Genomic DNA, 18032 nt, shown 5'->3' with positions numbered 1-18032 from the left:
CTGGCGTGACGCAGACGCAGAACTCTCGTCCATCGCGTCCCGGTCTTGTGCCGGGGGTGCTGTCGGTCCTTGCCATGCTGGTGCTGTGGACGCTTGCCTCACAGCTGACCGACCGGCCCCAGACCCTGCCCGCACCATGGGAGGTAGCGGCGCGGATCCTGCGGCTTGCCTCGGGGGGCGAGCTGTGGCTGAACGGCGGCATGACCCTGTTCCGCGTCGCGGCAAGTTTCGCGCTGGCGATGGCGGCGGGAATGGCGCTGGGGCTGTGGATGGGGCGCAGCCGGGCAGCGGATCATTGGCTGAACCCCGGCCTGATCATCCTGCTGAATGTGCCGGCGCTGGTGGTGATCGTGCTGTGCTACATCTGGATCGGCCTGAACGAGACCGCCGCCATCCTGGCCGTCGCACTGAACAAGATCCCGGTCGTGACGGTAATGATCCGTGAGGGCACGCGGGCGCTGCGCCCCGATCTGGACGATATGGCCCGTGTCTTTCGCATGTCACCCCTGACCCGGCTGCGTCATATCGTGCTGCCGCAGCTTGCGCCCCATATCGCCGGGGCGGCGCGGGCCGGTATCTCGCTCATCTGGAAAATCGTGCTGGTGGTCGAATTCCTGGGCCGCTCAAACGGGGTGGGGTTCAAGATCCACCTGCTGTTTTCCAGCTTTGATGTCGAGGGCGTGCTGGCCTGGGCTTTGGCCTTTGTCGCCGTCATGCTGGCGATCGACCTGTTCCTGCTGCGCCCGGCAGAACGCCGCGCCAATCGCTGGAGGCAGGATGCGGCTTGACCTTGAAGCGAAATCCTTTGGTCCCCGGCAGGTGCTGGGGACGCTGACACTGTCCGTCACGCGGGGCGAGCGGCTGGCTATTCTGGGACCTTCTGGCATCGGGAAATCGACGCTGCTGCGCATCCTCGCAGGGCTGGACCGGCAGTATCAGGGCCAGTTGCAGGGTGCCGAACGCCTCGCCATGGTATTCCAGGAGGCGGTGTTGTTGCCATGGCGCGATGCAGTAGCGAACATCACCCTGCCCACCGGCTGCGACGCAACGACTGCACGCGACTGGCTTTCAGAGGTCGGGCTTGAGGGGCATGAGACGAAATTCCCCCGCCAGCTTTCGGTTGGCCAGCAGCGGCGGCTGGCGCTGGCGCGCGCCTTTGCCGCCGGACCGGATATCCTGCTGATGGACGAACCCTTTGCCTCGCTTGATGCCGCGACAGCGGCACGAATGCTGGCCCTGACCGATGCGCTGCTGAACCGGACCGGCGCGGGGGCTGTACTTGTCACCCATGACCCGGCCGAGGCGCGCACACTGGGGGCGCTGGCCCTGCATCTTGGCGGCTGTCCGGCCCGGTTTCAGAAAGACTGATCCCAGACCCGGCCTTCGGTATCCTCGGCATGAACCGTGACCGGCCCCTGCCCGGGTGTATGCGCAAAGCGAAAGACCGGATCCTCGGAAATCGAAATCCCGGCATCCATGGTGAACAGCATGGCATCACCCTGTTTCACCTCAAGCGTCTGGATGAACTCGGCCGGGATGGTCAAAAGCGTCACCTGATCGCGCTGCAGGCCCGAAAAGTTGGGATGCCGGATCATCAGCGTGCCAATCTGGCGGCCTGCGTCCTCGGCCTGACGAAAGCGCATCTCGCCCATGGTGGCGCGCACCTCGTCCATGCTTTTGCCCGCCGGGGCCGCACAACCGCCCGAAGCCTTGACATAGCGCCCCGCCATCACCTTGCGCCCGTCGGCAAGCGTGGCGATGGCGCGCAGGTCGGAATAGCTGTCGACCCGCACCCGCACCTCAAAATCCAGGGGCATCAGCGCCTCGCCAAAGGTAAACTCGGCCGCGACCGGGGCGGGGTTGCCGTCCACCACCAGCGCCAGGGACCGGATCGCCGGGGCCCCGGGCGGCTGGGTGATCCGCACCGGCACCAGCGCCGGGTTGTCGGCGCGCGGCGGCGCGTCAAGGTCAAAGATCGCCGGGTCGGTCGGCGGCTCTTCCTCGGTGCCGATGACGGCAAGCCGCATGTCATCCCACAGGGGCGAGGGCTGCATCGGGTTCGTCACCCCGGCCACCGCAGCACCCGAAGCAAGGATCAGCGCCGTCAGCAGAACAGCCGGTCTCATGATCGCTTCTCCCTCGTCATGCGGCGATAGACCAGAACGGTGGAATCGCTGGCCGCCTCGGCCTCGGTATTGGCGCGCAGCCGGGCGTTCAGGGACGAGCGTGAACAGACCGGATCGGTCGCCCGCGGGTCATTGGCCAACGCCATGGCCTGACAACGGCAGCCGCCAAAGTCGATCTCGCGCCGGTCGCATGAGGCACAGGGCTCAGGCATCCAGCCGGTACCGCGAAACGCGTTGAATGCCGCGCCGTCATGCCAGATCCGCGCCAGCGGCACCTCGCGCACGTTTTCAAACGTCAGCCCCGCGATGGTCTGCGCGGCATGGCAGGGCAGGACCGTGCCATCGGGCGCCACGTTCAGCCCGGTCGATCCCCAGCCGCCCATGCAGCTTTTCGGATAGGCCGCCAGATGGTCGGCGGGCACATAGTCGATGACCATACGGCCCAAAAGACGGCGGCGGGCCTCATCCACCACCTCGCGCGCACGGACTGCCTGCGCCTGCGTCGGCATCAACGGGCGGCGGTTGAGGTCGGCCCAGCCATGAAACTGGACGGTCGCCACCTCGATGCGGCGGCAGCCCAACTGCTCGGCAAGGTCGATCATCTCGGGCAGGCGGTCGAGGTTCTGACGATGGACCACCGCATTCAGCGTCAACGGAAAGCCCAGCGCACGCACCCATTCGGCCACCTGCATCTTGCGGGAAAAGCTGCCGCCATAGCCGCTGATCCAGTCGGCCGTCTCGGCGTCGATCCCCTGCAACGACAGCTGGACGTGATCCACAATACCATCCAGTTCACGCAGCCGCGCCTCGGTCAGGCCGATGCCCGATGTGATAAGGTTGACATATAACCCCGCATCCCGGGCCGAAGCGGCGATCTCGGTCAGGTCACGACGCGAGGCGGGCTCACCCCCCGACAGATGCACATGCAGCACCCCCAGATCGGCGGCCTGCCGGAACACATCGGCCCATTCCGCGGCCCTGAGCTCGGCACTGACCCGCGTCAGCTCGACCGGGTTCGAGCAATAGGGACAGGCCAGCGGACAGCGATGCGTCAGTTCGGCCAGCATCGCCATGGGCAGGCCGACGCTGACCGGGTTGCCGTCGATGTCGCGGGGAACGCAATCGCCTCTCATGCCGCGCCTCCGTCCAGAAACACCATACGCCGGTCGACCAGATCACGCAGAAACTCCTGCACATCGCCCTCGATCTGTTCGGCCGGGGCGTCATAGCGGGAACAAAGTGTCAGGATCACCTCGGCAAGGCTGCGCTTGCCGTCCAGCTCTGACAGAATGGCGTGGCCGACCGGATCAAGCTGGATCACCCGCTCGGGCGCCAGCAACACGCGCAAACCGCGCACCCGGTCGTCATGCAGCCTGACCCCGCGCGGCAGATAGGGCACCGCAGCGCCGCTGATGCGCGCGCCGCTCATGAAACCGCAGCAGCAGCAAGCGCCGGGTTCAACATCCCCTCGCCCGGCTGCCATGCGCCCGGGGGAATACGGCCTTCGACATAGCCATGCCACAAAGCGTCAAGCTGGGCCCACAGAACGTCGGTCTTAAAGGTCAGCGCCGCAGCCGCCGCGTCCTGCTTTTCCCGCGTGTCAGCATGGTCAAGCACATAGGTCAGGCCAAATTCGACATCTTTCGGGGCCTCGCTCAGCCGGTTACGGAAATAGGCAAGACTGGCCTCATTGGCGAAATCGTAATGCCTCAGCAGACCCTCGATACGCTCGGCATGAATCCTGGGCGCAAACATCTCGGTCAGGCTGGCGGCCACCGCATCAAGCAAGGGCATGTCGCGCACGAAACGGACATAGGCATCAACGGCAAAGCGCGTTGCCGGCATCACGCCCACCCCGCTTGCGACGTAATCGGGATCAAGCCCGACGGCATGGGCCAGCGCAAGCCAGCGCCGGATTCCGCCGCCCTGATCGGGATCACCGTCGTGATCCTCGATCCGGTGACGCCAGATGCGGCGCAACTGCGGGTCCTCGACGCGCGACATGAAGGCGGCGTCCTTCATCGGGATGCGCGACTGATAGTACCAGCGGTTGATCACCCATGCCCGCACCTCGTCCGGCGTGCATTGCCCGCCGTGCAGGCGTTTATGGAACGGGTGACGGTCATGGTAACGCTCGGCGCCGATGCGGCGCAGACGCTCATGAAATCCGGCGCGGGTCTGCGCGTGGCGGTCGGCTGATGTCATGGCACGATCTCCATGCCGTCATGGCCAACCTGCCAGCCTGCCGCCTGCGCCTCGGCGCGCTCGGGGCTGGCCGGATCGACCAGAGGGTTGGAATTGTTCAGATGCACATAAATGCGCGCGCCCAGATCAAGGTCGCGCAGCGCCTCAAGGCTGCCGCCGGAACCCGAGACCGGGACATGTCCCATCCGCCGCCCGGTCTTGGCGCCAAGACCCGCGCGCAGCATCTCGTCATCGGTCCAAAGGGTGCCGTCAAACAGCAGCGCATCCGCCCCCGAGATCCGCGCCCGCAGCCAGTCAGGCACCGAGGCACAGCCGGGGATGTAAAAGACGCGGCGCCCTCTGGCAGTCAGCTCGACCCCGACGGTCTGTTCTCCGACAAGATCGGTTCGGACTTCGTCGCCCTCAAGGTAAAGCGGCACCTTGCCCGGCACGGCAAAAAGCGTCGCGCCAAGGCCGGGCGCAAGTTCAAAGCGGGTGTCAAGCGTCACCGCCCGCCGCAAAACCAGTTGCGGGTTCAACGCCGACAGTATCGGATTAGCCGCCAGCACCGCATGGATAGCTGGCGTGGCGAACAGGTCGAACCCCTGCCCTTCGCGCAGGGTCAGCAATCCGGCGACATGGTCGATATCACCATTGGTCACCAGAACCGAACAAATCGGAGAGCCGCGCAACCCCTCGGGCCGCAGGGCAGGCGTCACGGCCAATTGCTGGCGCAAGTCGGGCGAGGCGTTGACCAACGCCCAGTCCCGGCCATTTGCGGAAACGGCAATCCCGCTTTGGCTCATGGCGGGAATGCGCCCTGCACGCGCGGCGTCACAGTTGCGGCAGCCACAGTTCCACTGCGGCACGCCACCGCCAGCGCCGGTGCCGAGAATCACGATGCGCATGGGAAAGGCTCCGGCAGGCCCGGCACCCGATCAGGTGGGAACCGGGCCCGGGTTGTCACCGGCGGGTCAGAACAGGACCGGCTCGTCCTCGGCCGGGGCATACATGTTGATTTCCATGCCGCAGGTGATTTCCTTCGGCGCGGGTTTGGTCCAGGCCATATGGGTCTCCTCCTCCAAAGCGTCCACAGCAGATGCGGACAGCCCGATGCTAGGCTGCTTGCGCCATCAGTCAACGCGCCAAAGGTCGTAGATGGAACACGGCGCGACGCTGTGCTAGCCTGCCTGTCCGAAAGGAAAGCGGATGTTTCATCTGGTGCTTGCGGCCTGTCTGGCCGCCCACCCCGACGCCTGCGAATCGCGCCTGCTGCCCGCCGGCGATGCCCAGACGCGCGAGGATTGCGAGGCACGGGCCGATCCCATTGCCCGCGACTGGCTGGCCCGCCACCGCGATCTGGTGGCCAACGGCGGGACGCATTGCGTCGAAGCCTCGGAACTGCCTGCCCTGACCGTGCAAGAGGTGGCGCCGGGGGTTCATGTGCATCAAGGCGTGATGGCGCAGATTTCACCCCAGAACCGCGGGCGGATCGCCAACCTTTCGTTTATTGTCGGCGATACGGTGGCGGTGATCGACGCAGGCGGCAGCCGGGCCGAGGGTGAGGCGCTTTACGCCGCGATCCGCCAGATCACCGACAAGCCGGTCAGCCATCTGATCCTGACCCATATGCACCCCGATCACATCCTGGGCGCCGAGGTGTTTTCCGAGGCTGGCGCCACCATCATCGCCGATGCCCGCCTGCCCGAGGCGGTGGCGCGGCGCGCGGAAAGCTGGATGGCCTCGACCGGGCGGCAGATCGGCGCGGCCGCCTTTGCAGGCACCAAGATCGCCCCGGTGGATCAGAAGGTCGAGGCACCGCAGACCCTTTCCCTGGGGGCTCGTCAGTTACATCTTGCGCCCGTCCCAGCCGCCCATACCGGCAGCGACATGACCGTGCTGGACGAGGAAACCGCGACGCTGTTCACTGGCGATCTGGTGTTTCTGGGCCTTACCCCCTCGCTTGACGGGACGCTGGCGGGCTGGCTGAACTGGATCGGGCAAAAACCAGATCCCGAACCGGCACTGATCGTCCCCGGCCATGGCCCGGTTTCCGAAAGTTGGGACGAGGCCGTGACGCCCGAACGCCACTACCTGACGACGCTGCGTGACGAAACACGCAAGGCGATCGCCGATGGCCTGCCCCTGTCGCAGGCGATTCCAGCCATCGTCGCCGGAATGAAACCCGTGTCAGAGGGCTGGGCAGATTTTCAGGCCACCACGGCGCGCAATGCCGCCGCTGCCTATGCCGAACTGGAATGGGAATAGATTGCCTCGCCCGCGCTCAGGTGTAAGAAGATTGTTGCGCGCATAACGGAGTACGGGCAATGGCATATCTGGTTCGGCAAGGTCTCTTCGCCGCAATCCTGGGCGGTTTGATCGTCTCGGGCAGCGCATGGGCGCAGGACTGGCAGATTCCCGACCGACGATTGTCGCTGCAGCCGGATACCGACCTGCCCGGAGGCGATCTGGGCCCGATCTTTGACACCACGCTGCAAGCCTGCGTGCAGGCCTGTCTTGCCAATGCCGACTGCCGCGCGCTGACCTATAACGAACGCGCAGGTGCCTGTTTCCCAAAGGGCGCTGACACCGGCGCGCCCACCGCTTTTGTGGGGGCGATCTCGGGCCGGGTCGTGGCGACCTCGGCCGAAGAGCGTCTGCGCGCGGAATCGCGCTCGGCCGCCGCACCCTTTATCGCCGCGACCGATCACGAAGCCGCACGTAATCAGGCGCGAACCTTCCCCGCCATGCATCCGGCAATCGACCCAAGCGCCACCGCCCAGATGGCCGTCGAGGCCGAGAACGGCGGCGGCCTGCTTTACGCCTCGCAGCTCATGGCCTCTCTGGTCGCGCGCGACGACCGGGCCGAGGACTGGACGAACCTTGCCCGGCTGACGCTGTACATCAGCGATCAGGGCGACCGTCAGGCGTCGTCCTCGATCGCCAATATGGCAATCAACGGCTATCTGCGCGCGGGCGAGGATGCGGTCGCGGCGCGGGCGCTGTCGTGGCTGGCCATGGCATGGGAGCGGCTGGATCGCGGTCGCGATGCGCTGGCGGCACTGCGCCTGGCGGCAAAACTTTCGCCCGGCGACGGCTCGATCGCGCAGGCGCTTGAGGAATCCGAAGCCCGCAACGGCATGCGCATCACCAATACGCAGATCGAGGCCGAGGGCCGGATGCCGCGTTTCTGCGCCATCATGTCCCACAAACTGTCCGAGGCCACCGATTACGCACAATTCCTGCGCCTGCCCGGTCGCGACCTGACGGTCGAGGCCAGCGGCGACCGTCTTTGCGTTGCCGGGCTGACCCACGGGCAAGAGGTCGAACTGACGCTGCGCGCTGGCCTGCCCTCGGCCGATGGCGAGGCACTGGCACGCGATGTCACGCTTAAAGGCTATGTCCGCGACCGCGCGCCCTCGGTGCGTTTCCCCGGCCGCGCCTATGTGCTGCCCGCCTCGGGCGATCAGCGGCTGTCGATGGTCACGGTCAATGCCGACACGATCAGCCTGCGCCTGCTGCGCATCTCGGACCGTAACCTGATCCGCGCCATGGCCGAGGACATGTTCGCCACACCTCTGGACAGCTGGCAGGCGGATTACTTCAGCGACCGCATGTCGCGCGAGATCTGGAAGGGCACGGCACAGGTCGCCAAACCCATGGGTCAGCAGACCATGAACCAGGAGCTGACGACCAGCCTTGCCATCCCCGCAGAGGTCGGTCCGCTTGAACCCGGTATCTATATCCTCGAAGCCGGGATCGAGAATGAAAGCGTGCAGGACACTGGCCTTGCAACGCAATGGTTCGTGATCTCGGACTTTGGGATTTCGACCTTCTCGGGCGCGGACGGGCTGACGGTCGCGGTGCGCAGCCTTGCCGATACTTCGGCCAAGGCCGGGGCCGAGGTGGCGCTGATCAGCCGCTCGAACGAAGTTCTGGCCAAGACAGTAACCGACGATCAGGGCGTTGCCCATTTCGCGCCGGGCCTCGCGCTTGGCAAAGAAGGCGCCGCCCCAGCACTGGTTACCGTGACCGAATGGCAGGGCGACGGGGCCGAACGCGCGCCGCGTGACATGGCCTTCCTGTCGCTGTCCGATCCTGAATTCGACCTGTCGGATCGCGGGGTCGAGGGCCAGCCGCCTGCGCCGCCCATCGACCTGTTCGTGACCACCGACCGCGGCGCCTATCGCGTCGGCGAGACGGTGAATGCCACCATCCTTGCCCGCAATGCCGAGACAAGGGCGCTTGAAAACCTGCCGCTGACCGCCGTGATCCTGCGTCCCGACGGGGTCGAAGCGACGCGCCTGCCTGCACAGGACGCCGGCGCGGGCGGCAGCACCGTCAACTGGCAGATCCCCGGCAACGCCCCGCGCGGCACCTGGCGGCTGGAACTGCGGACCGAGGCGGACGGCCCCGCTTTGGCGACCGCCCGCATACTGGTCGAGGATTTCCTGCCCGAGCGGATCGACTTTACCCTGCGCCTGCCGGAAGGCCCGGCCCGCGCGGGCGACCAGCTGGATCTGTCGCTGTCGGCGCACTGGCTCTTTGGTGCGCCGGCTGGCAACCTGCCGGTCGAAGGGCAGTTGCGCCTGTCGCCGACCCGCAGCCTGCAAGGATTTGATGGCTATGTCTTTGGCCGCCACGACGACGACACAGCGCCTGTGACCGAAAGCCTGCCCGCCGGTGTCACCGAGGCACAGGGCGGGTATGAGGCGCAGATCCCGCTGCCCGAGGCTGAACAGCTTGGCGCACGCCCCGTTCAGGCCGAGGTGGTGGTCGACATCCGCGAAGGCGCGGGCCGCCCGGTCGAGCGCACCGAATCGCGTATCGTCATGCCCGAAGCCCCGGTCGTCGGCATCCGTCCGATGTTCGAAGGCGATACAGTTTCAGAAGGCACCGAGGCACGCTTTGCGCTGATGGCGGTCGGCCCCGACCTGAAACCTGAGGCTCAGCCGGTGCGCTGGGTCCTGAACCGCATCGATACCGAATATCAGTGGTACTCGCTCGGCGGCCAGTGGAACTGGGAGGTCATTACCAGCCGCACCCGCATTACCGAAGGCGTGGCAGAACCGGGCGAGTCCCCGGCCGAGATTTCGGCCCCCGTCGAATGGGGCGAATATGAACTGGTGGCGGAGCTGGCCTCGGGTCAGGGCGGTCCCAGCTCGGCCCGGTTCTATGCTGGCTGGGGCGCTATCGCCAATTCCGGCACCGAGACACCAGACCGGTTGAAGGTCGTTCTGGACAAGCCCGCCTATCGCAGCGGCGACACCGCACGCGTCCGGGTCGAGGCCGCCAGCGACGGGCTGGGCCTCGTCTCGGTCCTGTCGAACCGGCTGGTGTCGATGCAGACCGTGGCGCTGAAGGCGGGCGACAATACCGTGGACCTGCCCGTCACAGATGAATGGGGCGCCGGCGTCTATATCACCGTCAGCGCCATCCGTCCGCTGGGCGACACCAAGCCCGGCGACCGCCAGCCGGTCCGGGCGCTGGGTCTGGCCCATGCCGCAGTTGACCCGGGCGATCGCCAGCTTGCAGCCAGCCTTGAAGCCCCGGCCGAAACCCGGCCGCGCGGCGTGATTCCGGTCACGCTCAAGGTTGATGGCGCGGCAGGCGAAACCGTTCATGCCACCATCGCGGCTGTCGACCAGGGTATTCTGAACCTGACGCGCTTTCAGCCGCCGAACCCCTCGCAGCACTATTTCGGCCAGCGTCGTCTGGGCGTCGCGCTGCGCGATCTTTACGGGCGTCTGATCATGCCGACGGGCGCCCCGGATGGCGCGCTGCGCGAAGGGGGTGACGCAAACCTTGCCGGCAGTACCGAGGCACCTCCGCCCACCGAAAAGCTGATGAGCTGGTTCTCGGGGCCCGTCACGGTGGGCGCGGATGGCACCGTCACGGTCGAGATCCCGGTCGGAGACTTTAACGGCGAAGTGCGCCTGATGGCCGTGGTCTGGTCCACCAAGGGCGTCGGCCAGACCGATGCCTCGGTTCTGGTGCGCGATCCGGTGGTGATGACCGTCACCGCCCCCGCCTTCCTTGCCCCCGGAGACCGGGCACAGGTCGGGCTGCGCCTGACCCATGCCTCGGGTCCTGCGGGCGAGGTGCGGCTGGCGGTCGAACAGGTCAGCGGCTCGGCTCCGCTGACGACCAGCCTGCCCGTGGACAGCGTGACGCTGGCCGAAAAAGCCGAGGCGCAGGTCCAGATGCCCGTCACAGCAGGCGAGGCCGAAGGGATTGCCAATCTGCGGCTTACCCTGACCACGCCCGATGGCGAGGCACTGACCAAGGATATCGCCATCCCCGTTTCGCTGAACGAGGCCGATATCCAGCGTCAGGACCGTCTGGTCATCGAGCCGGGCCAAAGCCTGACCATCCCGCCCACGCTGATGCAGTCCATGCTGCCAGGGGCCGAGGTGACGGCCGCGCTTGGCCCCTATGGCCGGCTGGATGTGGCGGGCGCCCTGATGCGGCTTGCGCGCTATCCCTATGGCTGCACCGAGCAGCTGACCTCGGGCGCGATGCCACTGCTTTACCTGCCAAGCCTTGCCGCCGCCGAAGGGATGGAGGGCGAGGACACCTCAAAGCAGGTCCAGCGGGCAATCGACCAGATCCTGACCCGCCAGAGCTCGAACGGCGGTTTCGGCCTGTGGTACGCAGATTCCGGCGATCTGTGGCTTGAATCCTATGTCACCGACTTCCTGTCGCGGGCACGGGCTGCTGGCTATCGGGTTCCCGACACCGCATTCGACATGGCGATCAACAACCTGCGCAACCGCGCCAATTACGCTACCGAACCCGGGGCCGCCTCGGCCGATGAAAACGCCGCCCTTGCCTATGCACTGACTGTACTTGCGCGTGAACGGGCGGCGACGGTGGGTGATCTGCGCTATTATGCCGATACCGCAGCCGGGTCATTCTCGACCCCGATGGCGGCGGCGAACCTTGGTGCGGCACTGGCCTCTTACGGCGACCAGCAGCGGGCGGACCGGATGTTCACGCAGGCGCACAACCTGCTGAACCTCGGCGCGCCCGAGGCCTATTCCTATCGCGCCGATTACGGCACCAAGCTCCGCGACGGCTCTGCTGTTCTGGCACTGGCGGCCGAGGCAAAAACGCAGGCGATTGATACTACCGACCTGTCCGGCCAGATCGCCCAGCGTATCGCCCACGCCGAAGAGGCCGGACGCAGCCTTTCGACGCAAGAAGCGGTCTGGACGGTGCTGGCGGCGCAATCGCTCTTTAGCTCGACCCCGGCGGCAACGCTGAACGGGGTGGCGCTGAATCAGCCGGTGGTGAACCTGCCTGCGGACGCCAGCATCGCCAATAACGGCGACCGCCCGCTTGAGGTGACGCTGACCGCGACCGGCAAGCCGCAAGGCCCGGTTGCGGCGGGTGGGAAAGGCTACACGATCTCGCGCAGCTATTTCAGCATGGAGGGCAGCCCGCTTGACCCCGAGACGGTGAAGCAGGGCACCCGCATGGTGGTGGTGGTCGAGGTCTATCCGCACTCCGAAGGCGGCGGGCGTCTGGTCATCGCGGACCCCTTGCCCGCAGGGTGGGAAATCGACAACCCGAACCTGCTGCGCGCAGGCGATGTGTCGTCGCTCGACTGGCTTGAGGCAGAAACCTCGACCGAAATGTCCGAGTTCCGCGCCGACCGCTTTGCCGCCGCGCTGACCTGGACCTCGGCGGAAAGCTTCAAGCTGGCCTATATCGTCCGCGCCGTGACGCCCGGCGATTTCCGCCAACCCGCCGCCAGCGTCGAGGATATGTACCGGCCCGAATACCGCGCCTGGTCGGACAGCGGCACGGTGACGGTCACCCCTTAAGCCAAAAGGGGGACGAAAGCATTGCTTGCCCCACGACGTCGGGGCAGGCAATATTCCGGGAATCGTGTAAGGAAGGGAGGAAGCCTTGCCCGAGACCCGCCCGGTTGCATCACCCCCGCTGCGCCACGAAGACCGCGTGGTGCAGGCCTCGCAATCGCCCGCCGCTGTCAGCCGGCTGGCGGCAAGCTGGCGCCGCTCGATGCTCAAGCACGGGCTGGACCCGACGCGTCCGCCCGAACCCCGCCGCCTGACCGAGCGTGAACTGTCCGGGCGGATCGAGCGTATGGACCGTTTCATCGCCGTCGCCCGGCCACAGCTTGACCAGCTGTTTCAACTGGTCTGCCCCACGGGCTGCAACCTGCTGCTGACAGATGCGGACGGCATCGTGCTGGAACATCGCGTCAGCGAGGGGGATGCCGCGACCTTTCGCGGCTGGGGCCTGTGGCGCGGCATGGACTGGTCCGAAGAGGTGCAGGGCACGAATGGCATCGGCACCTGTCTGGCCGAAGGTCGGCAGGTCACCATCCACCGCGATCAGCATTTCTATGCCCGCAACACCGGCCTGTCCTGTATGGACGCCCCGATCTGGGGACCGGACGGGCGGATCATCGCTGCACTCGACGTCAGCTCTGCGCGCGCTGATCACACCGAACGCCTGAACGCGCTGATCGCCGCACAGGTTGCCCATAGCGCCCGGGCGATCGAGGCCGCGTTCTTTCGCGCCTCGTTCCCCGGCGCGCGCATCATCACCGCCGGGGCCGAAGGTGCCGAGGACGGAACGCTGCTGATCGCGGTGGACAAGGATGATCTGGCCATCGGCGCAAACCGCGCCGCACGCCGCGCCTTTGGCCTTGAGAAAGAGGGGCAGTTGCGCCCCCGCCCGGCCGCCGACCTTTTAGGCCGCCAGGACGAAGGGTCAGGCTTTGAACGCGCCGAACGTGCAGCCGTGATTCGTGCCCTTGCGCGGACACAGGGGAACGTCTCGGCCGCGGCGCGTGCGCTGGGGGTCGGGCGTGCGACGCTGTACCGCCGCATGGCACGGCTGGGGATCGAGGAAAATCCGGGGCGAGTGTCTCGCCCCTGAAACACATCGGCGCGGCGATGCAGCCCCCCAAGTTGACCGGTTACGGCGCGCACCCCACCCTTTCAGGCAACCGGCAGGAGGAGCCGGGATGAGAGGAGAAACAAGATGCCGAACGATCAGACGCATCCCTTCCGGGGCGTGAACGCGCTGCCTTTCGAGGCACGCTATGACAACTTCATCGGCGGCAAGTGGGTGGCGCCTGTCTCGGGCAAGTATTTCACCAACACCACGCCGATCACCGGGGCCGAAATCGGCCAGATTGCGCGTTCGGATTCCGGCGATATCGAGCTGGCGCTGGATGCCGCCCATGCCGCCAAGGAAAAATGGGGCGCAACCAGCCCGGCCGAGCGCGCGAATATCATGCTGAAGATCGCCGACCGGATGGAGCAGAATCTGGAACTGCTCGCCACGGCCGAAACCTGGGACAACGGTAAGCCCATCCGTGAAACCATGGCCGCCGACCTGCCGCTGGCCATTGACCATTTCCGCTATTTCGCCGGGGTGCTGCGCGCTCAGGAAGGCGCGATCAGCCAGATCGACGATGACACCGTAGCCTATCACTTCCATGAGCCGCTGGGTGTCGTCGGCCAGATCATCCCGTGGAACTTTCCGCTGCTGATGGCGTGCTGGAAGCTGGCCCCCGCTTTGGCTGCCGGCAACTGCATCGTGCTGAAACCCGCCGAACAGACCCCGGCCAGCATCATGGTCTGGGTGAACCTGATCGGCGATCTGCTGCCCCCGGGCGTCCTGAACATCGTCAACGGTTTTGGGCTTGAGGCAGGCAAACCTCTGGCCTCGTCGAGCCGCATCGCCAAGATCGCCTTCACCGGGGAAACCACCACCGGCCGGCTGATCATGCAATATGCGGCTGAAAACCTGATCCCGGTGACGCTGGAGCTGGGCGGGAAATCCCCCAACATTTTCTTTGCCGATGTGGCGCGCGAAGACGACGACTTCTTCGACAAGGCGCTGGAAGGCTTTGCGATGTTCGCGCTGAACCAGGGTGAGGTCTGCACCTGCCCGTCGCGCGTGCTGATCCAGGAATCGATCTATGACCGGTTCATGGAGCGCGCAGTCCAGCGGGTCAAATCCATCAAGCAGGGCGACCCGCGCGAAAGCGACACCATGATCGGCGCGCAGGCGTCGAGCGAGCAAAAGGAAAAGATCCTCAGCTATCTCGACATCGGCAAGAAAGAAGATGCCGAGGTTCTGACCGGCGGCAAGGCAGCTGATCTGGGCGGCGAACTGTCGGGCGGCTATTACATCGAGCCGACGATCTTCCGCGGCCATAACAAGATGCGCATCTTCCAGGAAGAGATCTTTGGTCCGGTGGTCTCGGTCACGACCTTCAAGGATCAGGCCGAGGCGCTGGAGATCGCCAATGACACGCTTTACGGCCTTGGCGCCGGTGTGTGGTCACGCGATGCCAATACCTGCTACCGCATGGGCCGCGGCATCAAGGCGGGTCGGGTCTGGACCAACTGCTATCACGCCTATCCCGCCCATGCGGCCTTTGGCGGCTACAAACAGTCGGGCATCGGGCGCGAGACGCATAAGATGATGCTCGACCATTATCAGCAGACCAAGAACATGCTGGTCAGCTATTCACCCAGGAAACTGGGCTTCTTCTGACCGACAGGGCGGCCCCGCGATGGGGCCGCCTTTCCCCCCTGATCGGGACCAGAACCATGGACCGCGTTTCCGCCACCCCCGCCGCGCTGGCGTTTTTGGCCGAGATCGTCGCCGAGCACGGCCCAGTCCTTTTTCATCAGTCCGGGGGCTGCTGCGACGGGTCCTCGCCCATGTGCTATCCACAGGGCGAATTCCGCATCAGCGAACGCGACGTGAAACTGGGCGAGATCGGCGGCATGCCCTTTTATATCTCAGCCAGTCAATACGATGCCTGGAAGCATACCCGCCTGATCATCGACGTCGTGCCGGGCCGCGGTGGCATGTTCAGCCTGGACAACGGTCGGGAGCGGCGCTTTCTGGTGCGGTCCGAGATCTGCGGACTCTGACCGCGGCGCGGGCGTGCGAGCCTTCCCCAGCTGCTCGTGCGTCCGCCCCTGTTTTCCGGCCTCAGGCACGGGTCTGACGCGCCTCGTTCAACAGCATGATCGGAATACCGTCGCGGATCGGAAAGGCCAGACCGGCAGCATCCGAGATCAGTTCCTGAGCCGGGGCATCATAGCGCAGCGTCGTATGCGTCACCGGGCAGACCAGCGCCTCAAGCATATGACGGTCATAGCCGCGTTCGGTCGTCTCGGTCACTGAAGCATCTCCTCATTATCGCCGCCATGCAGGGCGTATTCCAACAGACCTTCCAGCAGCGCCCGACGCTCGGCCAGCGTCGGCGCCTCCAGCAGCGCCTGCTTTTCCTCGGGCGCCAGCGGCAGCAGCATCGACAGCGAATTGACCAGCGTTTCAGGATCCGAGGCTTCGGCCGCCTCCCAATCGGTGGACAGGTCGCGCTGCTCCATATAGCGGCCCAGGCGCGCCATGAAGGGCTGACGCTCAAAGCCCGGGTCCTCTTCGGCCTCAACGGCCAGATCATCCTCATAGCCGCGCCAGTCCACCTGACCGCGCAGATAGGGGGTAAAGCCCGGTCGCACCTCGCCAAGCCGGAAACGAGACTGCGCCTTCAGCGAAATCATCAGCCGCCCGTCGTCCAGTTCGGAAAAGGCAACGATCCGTCCCGCGCAACCGACCAGGGCCAAAGCCTCAAGCCCGCCCTCGGCCGGCTGGATCATTCCGACCAGCCGCGACGGGGTCTTCAGCACATCCTCGATCATCTGCAGGTAGCGCGGCTCAAAGATCTGCAAAGGCAGGCGGGTGCGCGGCATCAGGACCGCGCCCGGCAACGGGAACAGCGGAACCGTTTCGGGCAGGTCGATGCCCCGCGCCATCTCAGGCAAAGATCAGCGAGGACAGCCGCCGCCGCCCCTTCTGCGCCACCGGATCAGTGGGCTTGAGCGCATCAAAAATGGTCAAAAGCTGGGCCTTGGCTGCGCCATCGTTCCATTCCCGGTCACGACGAAAGGCCTCAAGCAACTCATTGATCGCCTCTTCGACCTGACCGGCGGCATGCAGCGCAGCAGCATAGTCGAACCGGGCCTGCTGGTCAGCGGGATCGGCCTCGACCTTCTGGCGCAACTCGTCCAGAGGGCCCGCGCTTGCGGCCTGACGGGTCAGCTGCAATTGCGCGCGCGCGGCCTCGACGGGCCCCGAGCCCGCCACGGCGGCAGGCACCTGCGCCAAGGCCTCTTCGGCGCGGTCCGCAGCGTTGGCGGCCAGATGTGCGCGGATCAGACCACCCCAGGCAGCAGCATTCTCGGGCTCTTCGCCAAGGATAGCGGCAAAGGTCTCGGCCGCATCCTCGGGCGCACCTTCGGTGATCATGCTCTCGGCCGCTTCCAGCGCCTCGGCAAGCCCGCCGTCATCACCACCCAGAGCGACCAGCTTGTCAACGAACTGCTTGATCTGGCTTTGCGGGATCGCACCCTGGAAACCATCGACCGGCTGACCCTGGAAAAAGGCGTAAACGGTCGGGATCGACTGCACCCGCAACTGGCCAGCGATCATCTGGTTTTCATCCACATTGACCTTGGCCATGCGGACACGGCCCTTGTGGCGGGCAACCTCGGCCTCAAGCTGGGGACCAAGCGTCTTGCACGGGCCACACCATGGGGCCCAGAAATCGACAATTACCGGCACGTTCATCGAGGCTTCGACGACATCGGCCATGAAGGTCGCCTCGGTCACGTCCTTGATGATATCGGCCGAGGCGGTCGCGTCTTTAGGGGCAGAGCCAAGCTCGAGCATCAGATTTCCTCATTACAAAGGGTTGCCTCTTAGATGGCGCAGCCATGGACACGATGCAAGGTTACGCACCCATGAGGCAAGCCGCCTCAGAGGTCAAAGCTCGCCAGTACCGGCACATGATCGCTTGGCTGTTCCCAGCCACGCAGCGGCCGCAGGATGCGGCTGCCATGGCCCGCATTGGCGATATCCGGCGTTGCCCAGATGTGATCCAGACGCCGTCCCTTGTCGGCGGCATCCCAGTCACGGGCGCGATAGCTCCACCAGCTGTAAAGTAAGCCCTCAGGGATATCCTTGCGGGTGATATCCACCCATTTCCCGGCATCCTGCGTAGCCGAAAGATGCTCGACCTCGATCGGAGTGTGGCTGACGATCTTCAACAACGCCTTATGGTTCCAGACGTCATCTTCGCGCGGAGCAATGTTCAGATCACCCACCATGATCGAACGCGCAGGTTTGTCGGCATGAAAGACGTCCCGCATCTCGGTCAGGAAATCCAGCTTCTGGCCGAACTTGATATTCTGTTCACGGTCGGGAATGTCACCGCCTGCCGGAACATAGAAATTGTGGATGGTAACGCCGTTCTCAAGCCGCGCCGCCACATGCCGGGCATGTCCCAGCCCCGCATAGTCGCGGTCGCCCGCATCCTCGATAGGCAGTTTCGACAGGATCGCGACGCCATTGTAGCCCTTTTGCCCACGCGCGACGAAATGGCGATAGCCAAGGGCACGAAAACCCTCCAGCGGGATATTCTCGACCGGACTTTTCGTCTCTTGCAGACACAGGATATCGGGCGCCTCCTCGGTCAGGAAGCGGGCGACCAGCGCCTCGCGCAGGCGAACCGAATTGATGTTCCAGGTGGCGATGGTGAACATGGCGGCTCCTTTTCCGGGACGGACCCTAGGGGCACAGCGGCCCCTTGTCCACCGGCCGAACCAGGGCAGCCGGCTTTCACCGGCCCATGACTTCTTCCGTGTTCAAATATCCACC

At 65.5% G+C, this 18032-nt stretch carries 17 protein-coding genes; 7 read left to right on the top strand and 10 right to left on the bottom strand.

Features of this window, described 5'->3' with window-relative positions; translation table 11 throughout:
* Window positions 1-5: 5 nt before the first annotated feature.
* Complete coding sequence (locus PARACOCCUSGL_RS0113860) at window positions 6-788, top strand: ABC transporter permease (protein ID WP_010397691.1); 783 nt, start codon at window positions 6-8, stop codon at window positions 786-788.
* Window positions 778-1368: an ATP-binding cassette domain-containing protein gene (locus tag PARACOCCUSGL_RS0113855; protein ID WP_010397689.1), complete on the top strand. Its 591-nt coding sequence runs from the start codon at window positions 778-780 to the stop codon at window positions 1366-1368. Before PARACOCCUSGL_RS0113860 ends, PARACOCCUSGL_RS0113855 begins: the two co-directional genes overlap by 11 nt.
* Here the strand turns inward: PARACOCCUSGL_RS0113855 and PARACOCCUSGL_RS0113850 are convergent.
* The 6 genes from PARACOCCUSGL_RS0113850 to pqqA all read right to left on the bottom strand — a co-directional run bounded on the left by PARACOCCUSGL_RS0113850 (window position 1356) and on the right by pqqA (window position 5377).
* Window positions 1356-2126, bottom strand: a complete 771-nt coding sequence (locus PARACOCCUSGL_RS0113850; RefSeq protein WP_010397686.1) for a quinoprotein dehydrogenase-associated SoxYZ-like carrier — start codon at window positions 2124-2126, stop codon at window positions 1356-1358. The two genes, PARACOCCUSGL_RS0113855 and PARACOCCUSGL_RS0113850, sit on opposite strands and share 13 nt — an antisense overlap.
* Window positions 2123-3259 carry a pyrroloquinoline quinone biosynthesis protein PqqE gene (gene pqqE / locus PARACOCCUSGL_RS0113845; RefSeq protein WP_010397685.1) on the bottom strand — a complete coding sequence of 379 codons (1137 nt, stop codon included), beginning with the start codon at window positions 3257-3259 and terminating at the stop codon, window positions 2123-2125. Before pqqE ends, PARACOCCUSGL_RS0113850 begins: the two co-directional genes overlap by 4 nt.
* The gene (gene pqqD, locus PARACOCCUSGL_RS0113840; RefSeq protein WP_010397683.1) at window positions 3256-3555 is read right to left on the bottom strand and encodes a pyrroloquinoline quinone biosynthesis peptide chaperone PqqD; all 300 of its coding nucleotides are present in this window, start codon (window positions 3553-3555) and stop codon (window positions 3256-3258) included. The genes pqqE and pqqD overlap by 4 nt, the downstream gene beginning before the upstream one ends.
* Window positions 3552-4331 (bottom strand): pyrroloquinoline-quinone synthase PqqC, encoded by a 780-nt coding sequence (gene pqqC, locus PARACOCCUSGL_RS0113835; protein WP_010397681.1) that lies wholly within the window; start codon window positions 4329-4331, stop codon window positions 3552-3554. The genes pqqD and pqqC overlap by 4 nt, the downstream gene beginning before the upstream one ends.
* Entirely contained in the window at window positions 4328-5218 is an 891-nt protein-coding gene (pqqB, locus tag PARACOCCUSGL_RS0113830) for a pyrroloquinoline quinone biosynthesis protein PqqB (RefSeq protein ID WP_010397679.1), read from the bottom strand. The genes pqqC and pqqB overlap by 4 nt, the downstream gene beginning before the upstream one ends.
* 66 nt (window positions 5219-5284) lie before the next feature.
* Complete coding sequence (gene pqqA, locus PARACOCCUSGL_RS0113825) at window positions 5285-5377, bottom strand: pyrroloquinoline quinone precursor peptide PqqA (protein ID WP_010397677.1); 93 nt, start codon at window positions 5375-5377, stop codon at window positions 5285-5287.
* Between the two features lie 142 nt (window positions 5378-5519).
* Here pqqA and PARACOCCUSGL_RS0113820 point away from each other — a divergent pair, with 142 nt between their 5' ends.
* The 5 genes from PARACOCCUSGL_RS0113820 (at window position 5520) to PARACOCCUSGL_RS0113800 (ending at window position 15241) form a co-directional block, all read left to right on the top strand.
* Window positions 5520-6578 (top strand): quinoprotein relay system zinc metallohydrolase 2, encoded by a 1059-nt coding sequence (locus PARACOCCUSGL_RS0113820; protein WP_010397675.1) that lies wholly within the window; start codon window positions 5520-5522, stop codon window positions 6576-6578.
* A gap of 59 nt (window positions 6579-6637) precedes the next feature.
* A complete protein-coding gene (locus PARACOCCUSGL_RS0113815; protein ID WP_010397673.1) occupies window positions 6638-12139 on the top strand; it encodes an alpha-2-macroglobulin family protein in 5502 nt (1833 codons plus the stop codon).
* A gap of 85 nt (window positions 12140-12224) precedes the next feature.
* A complete protein-coding gene (locus PARACOCCUSGL_RS0113810) occupies window positions 12225-13223 on the top strand; it encodes a helix-turn-helix domain-containing protein (RefSeq protein ID WP_010397670.1) in 999 nt (332 codons plus the stop codon).
* Window positions 13224-13328: 105 nt separating this feature from the next.
* Window positions 13329-14855, top strand: a complete 1527-nt coding sequence (gene adh / locus PARACOCCUSGL_RS0113805; RefSeq protein ID WP_010397667.1) for an aldehyde dehydrogenase — start codon at window positions 13329-13331, stop codon at window positions 14853-14855.
* A 56-nt stretch (window positions 14856-14911) separates the two neighbouring features.
* Window positions 14912-15241 carry a DUF779 domain-containing protein gene (locus PARACOCCUSGL_RS0113800; RefSeq protein ID WP_010397664.1) on the top strand — a complete coding sequence of 110 codons (330 nt, stop codon included), beginning with the start codon at window positions 14912-14914 and terminating at the stop codon, window positions 15239-15241.
* Window positions 15242-15302: 61 nt separating this feature from the next.
* On the opposite strand, the gene PARACOCCUSGL_RS0113795 is transcribed toward PARACOCCUSGL_RS0113800, so the two are convergent.
* The 4 genes from PARACOCCUSGL_RS0113795 to PARACOCCUSGL_RS0113780 form a co-directional block, all read right to left on the bottom strand.
* On the bottom strand, window positions 15303-15494 hold the full coding sequence (locus PARACOCCUSGL_RS0113795) for a Trm112 family protein (RefSeq protein ID WP_010397661.1): 192 nt from the start codon (window positions 15492-15494) through the stop codon (window positions 15303-15305).
* Window positions 15491-16129 carry an LON peptidase substrate-binding domain-containing protein gene (locus tag PARACOCCUSGL_RS0113790; protein WP_010397659.1) on the bottom strand — a complete coding sequence of 213 codons (639 nt, stop codon included), beginning with the start codon at window positions 16127-16129 and terminating at the stop codon, window positions 15491-15493. Before PARACOCCUSGL_RS0113790 ends, PARACOCCUSGL_RS0113795 begins: the two co-directional genes overlap by 4 nt.
* A gap of 1 nt (window position 16130) precedes the next feature.
* Window positions 16131-17045, bottom strand: coding sequence for a co-chaperone YbbN (locus tag PARACOCCUSGL_RS0113785; protein ID WP_010397657.1), 915 nt, complete (start codon window positions 17043-17045; stop codon window positions 16131-16133).
* Between the two features lie 86 nt (window positions 17046-17131).
* Entirely contained in the window at window positions 17132-17917 is a 786-nt protein-coding gene (locus PARACOCCUSGL_RS0113780) for an exodeoxyribonuclease III (RefSeq protein WP_010397655.1), read from the bottom strand.
* Between the last annotated feature and the right edge of the window lie 115 nt (window positions 17918-18032).

The organism is Paracoccus sp. TRP, from assembly GCF_000185925.1.
Lineage (GTDB): Bacteria > Pseudomonadota > Alphaproteobacteria > Rhodobacterales > Rhodobacteraceae > Paracoccus > Paracoccus kondratievae.
The sequence above is the reverse complement of the archived record's forward strand: the minus strand, read 5'-3'. Positions and strand labels throughout refer to the sequence as shown.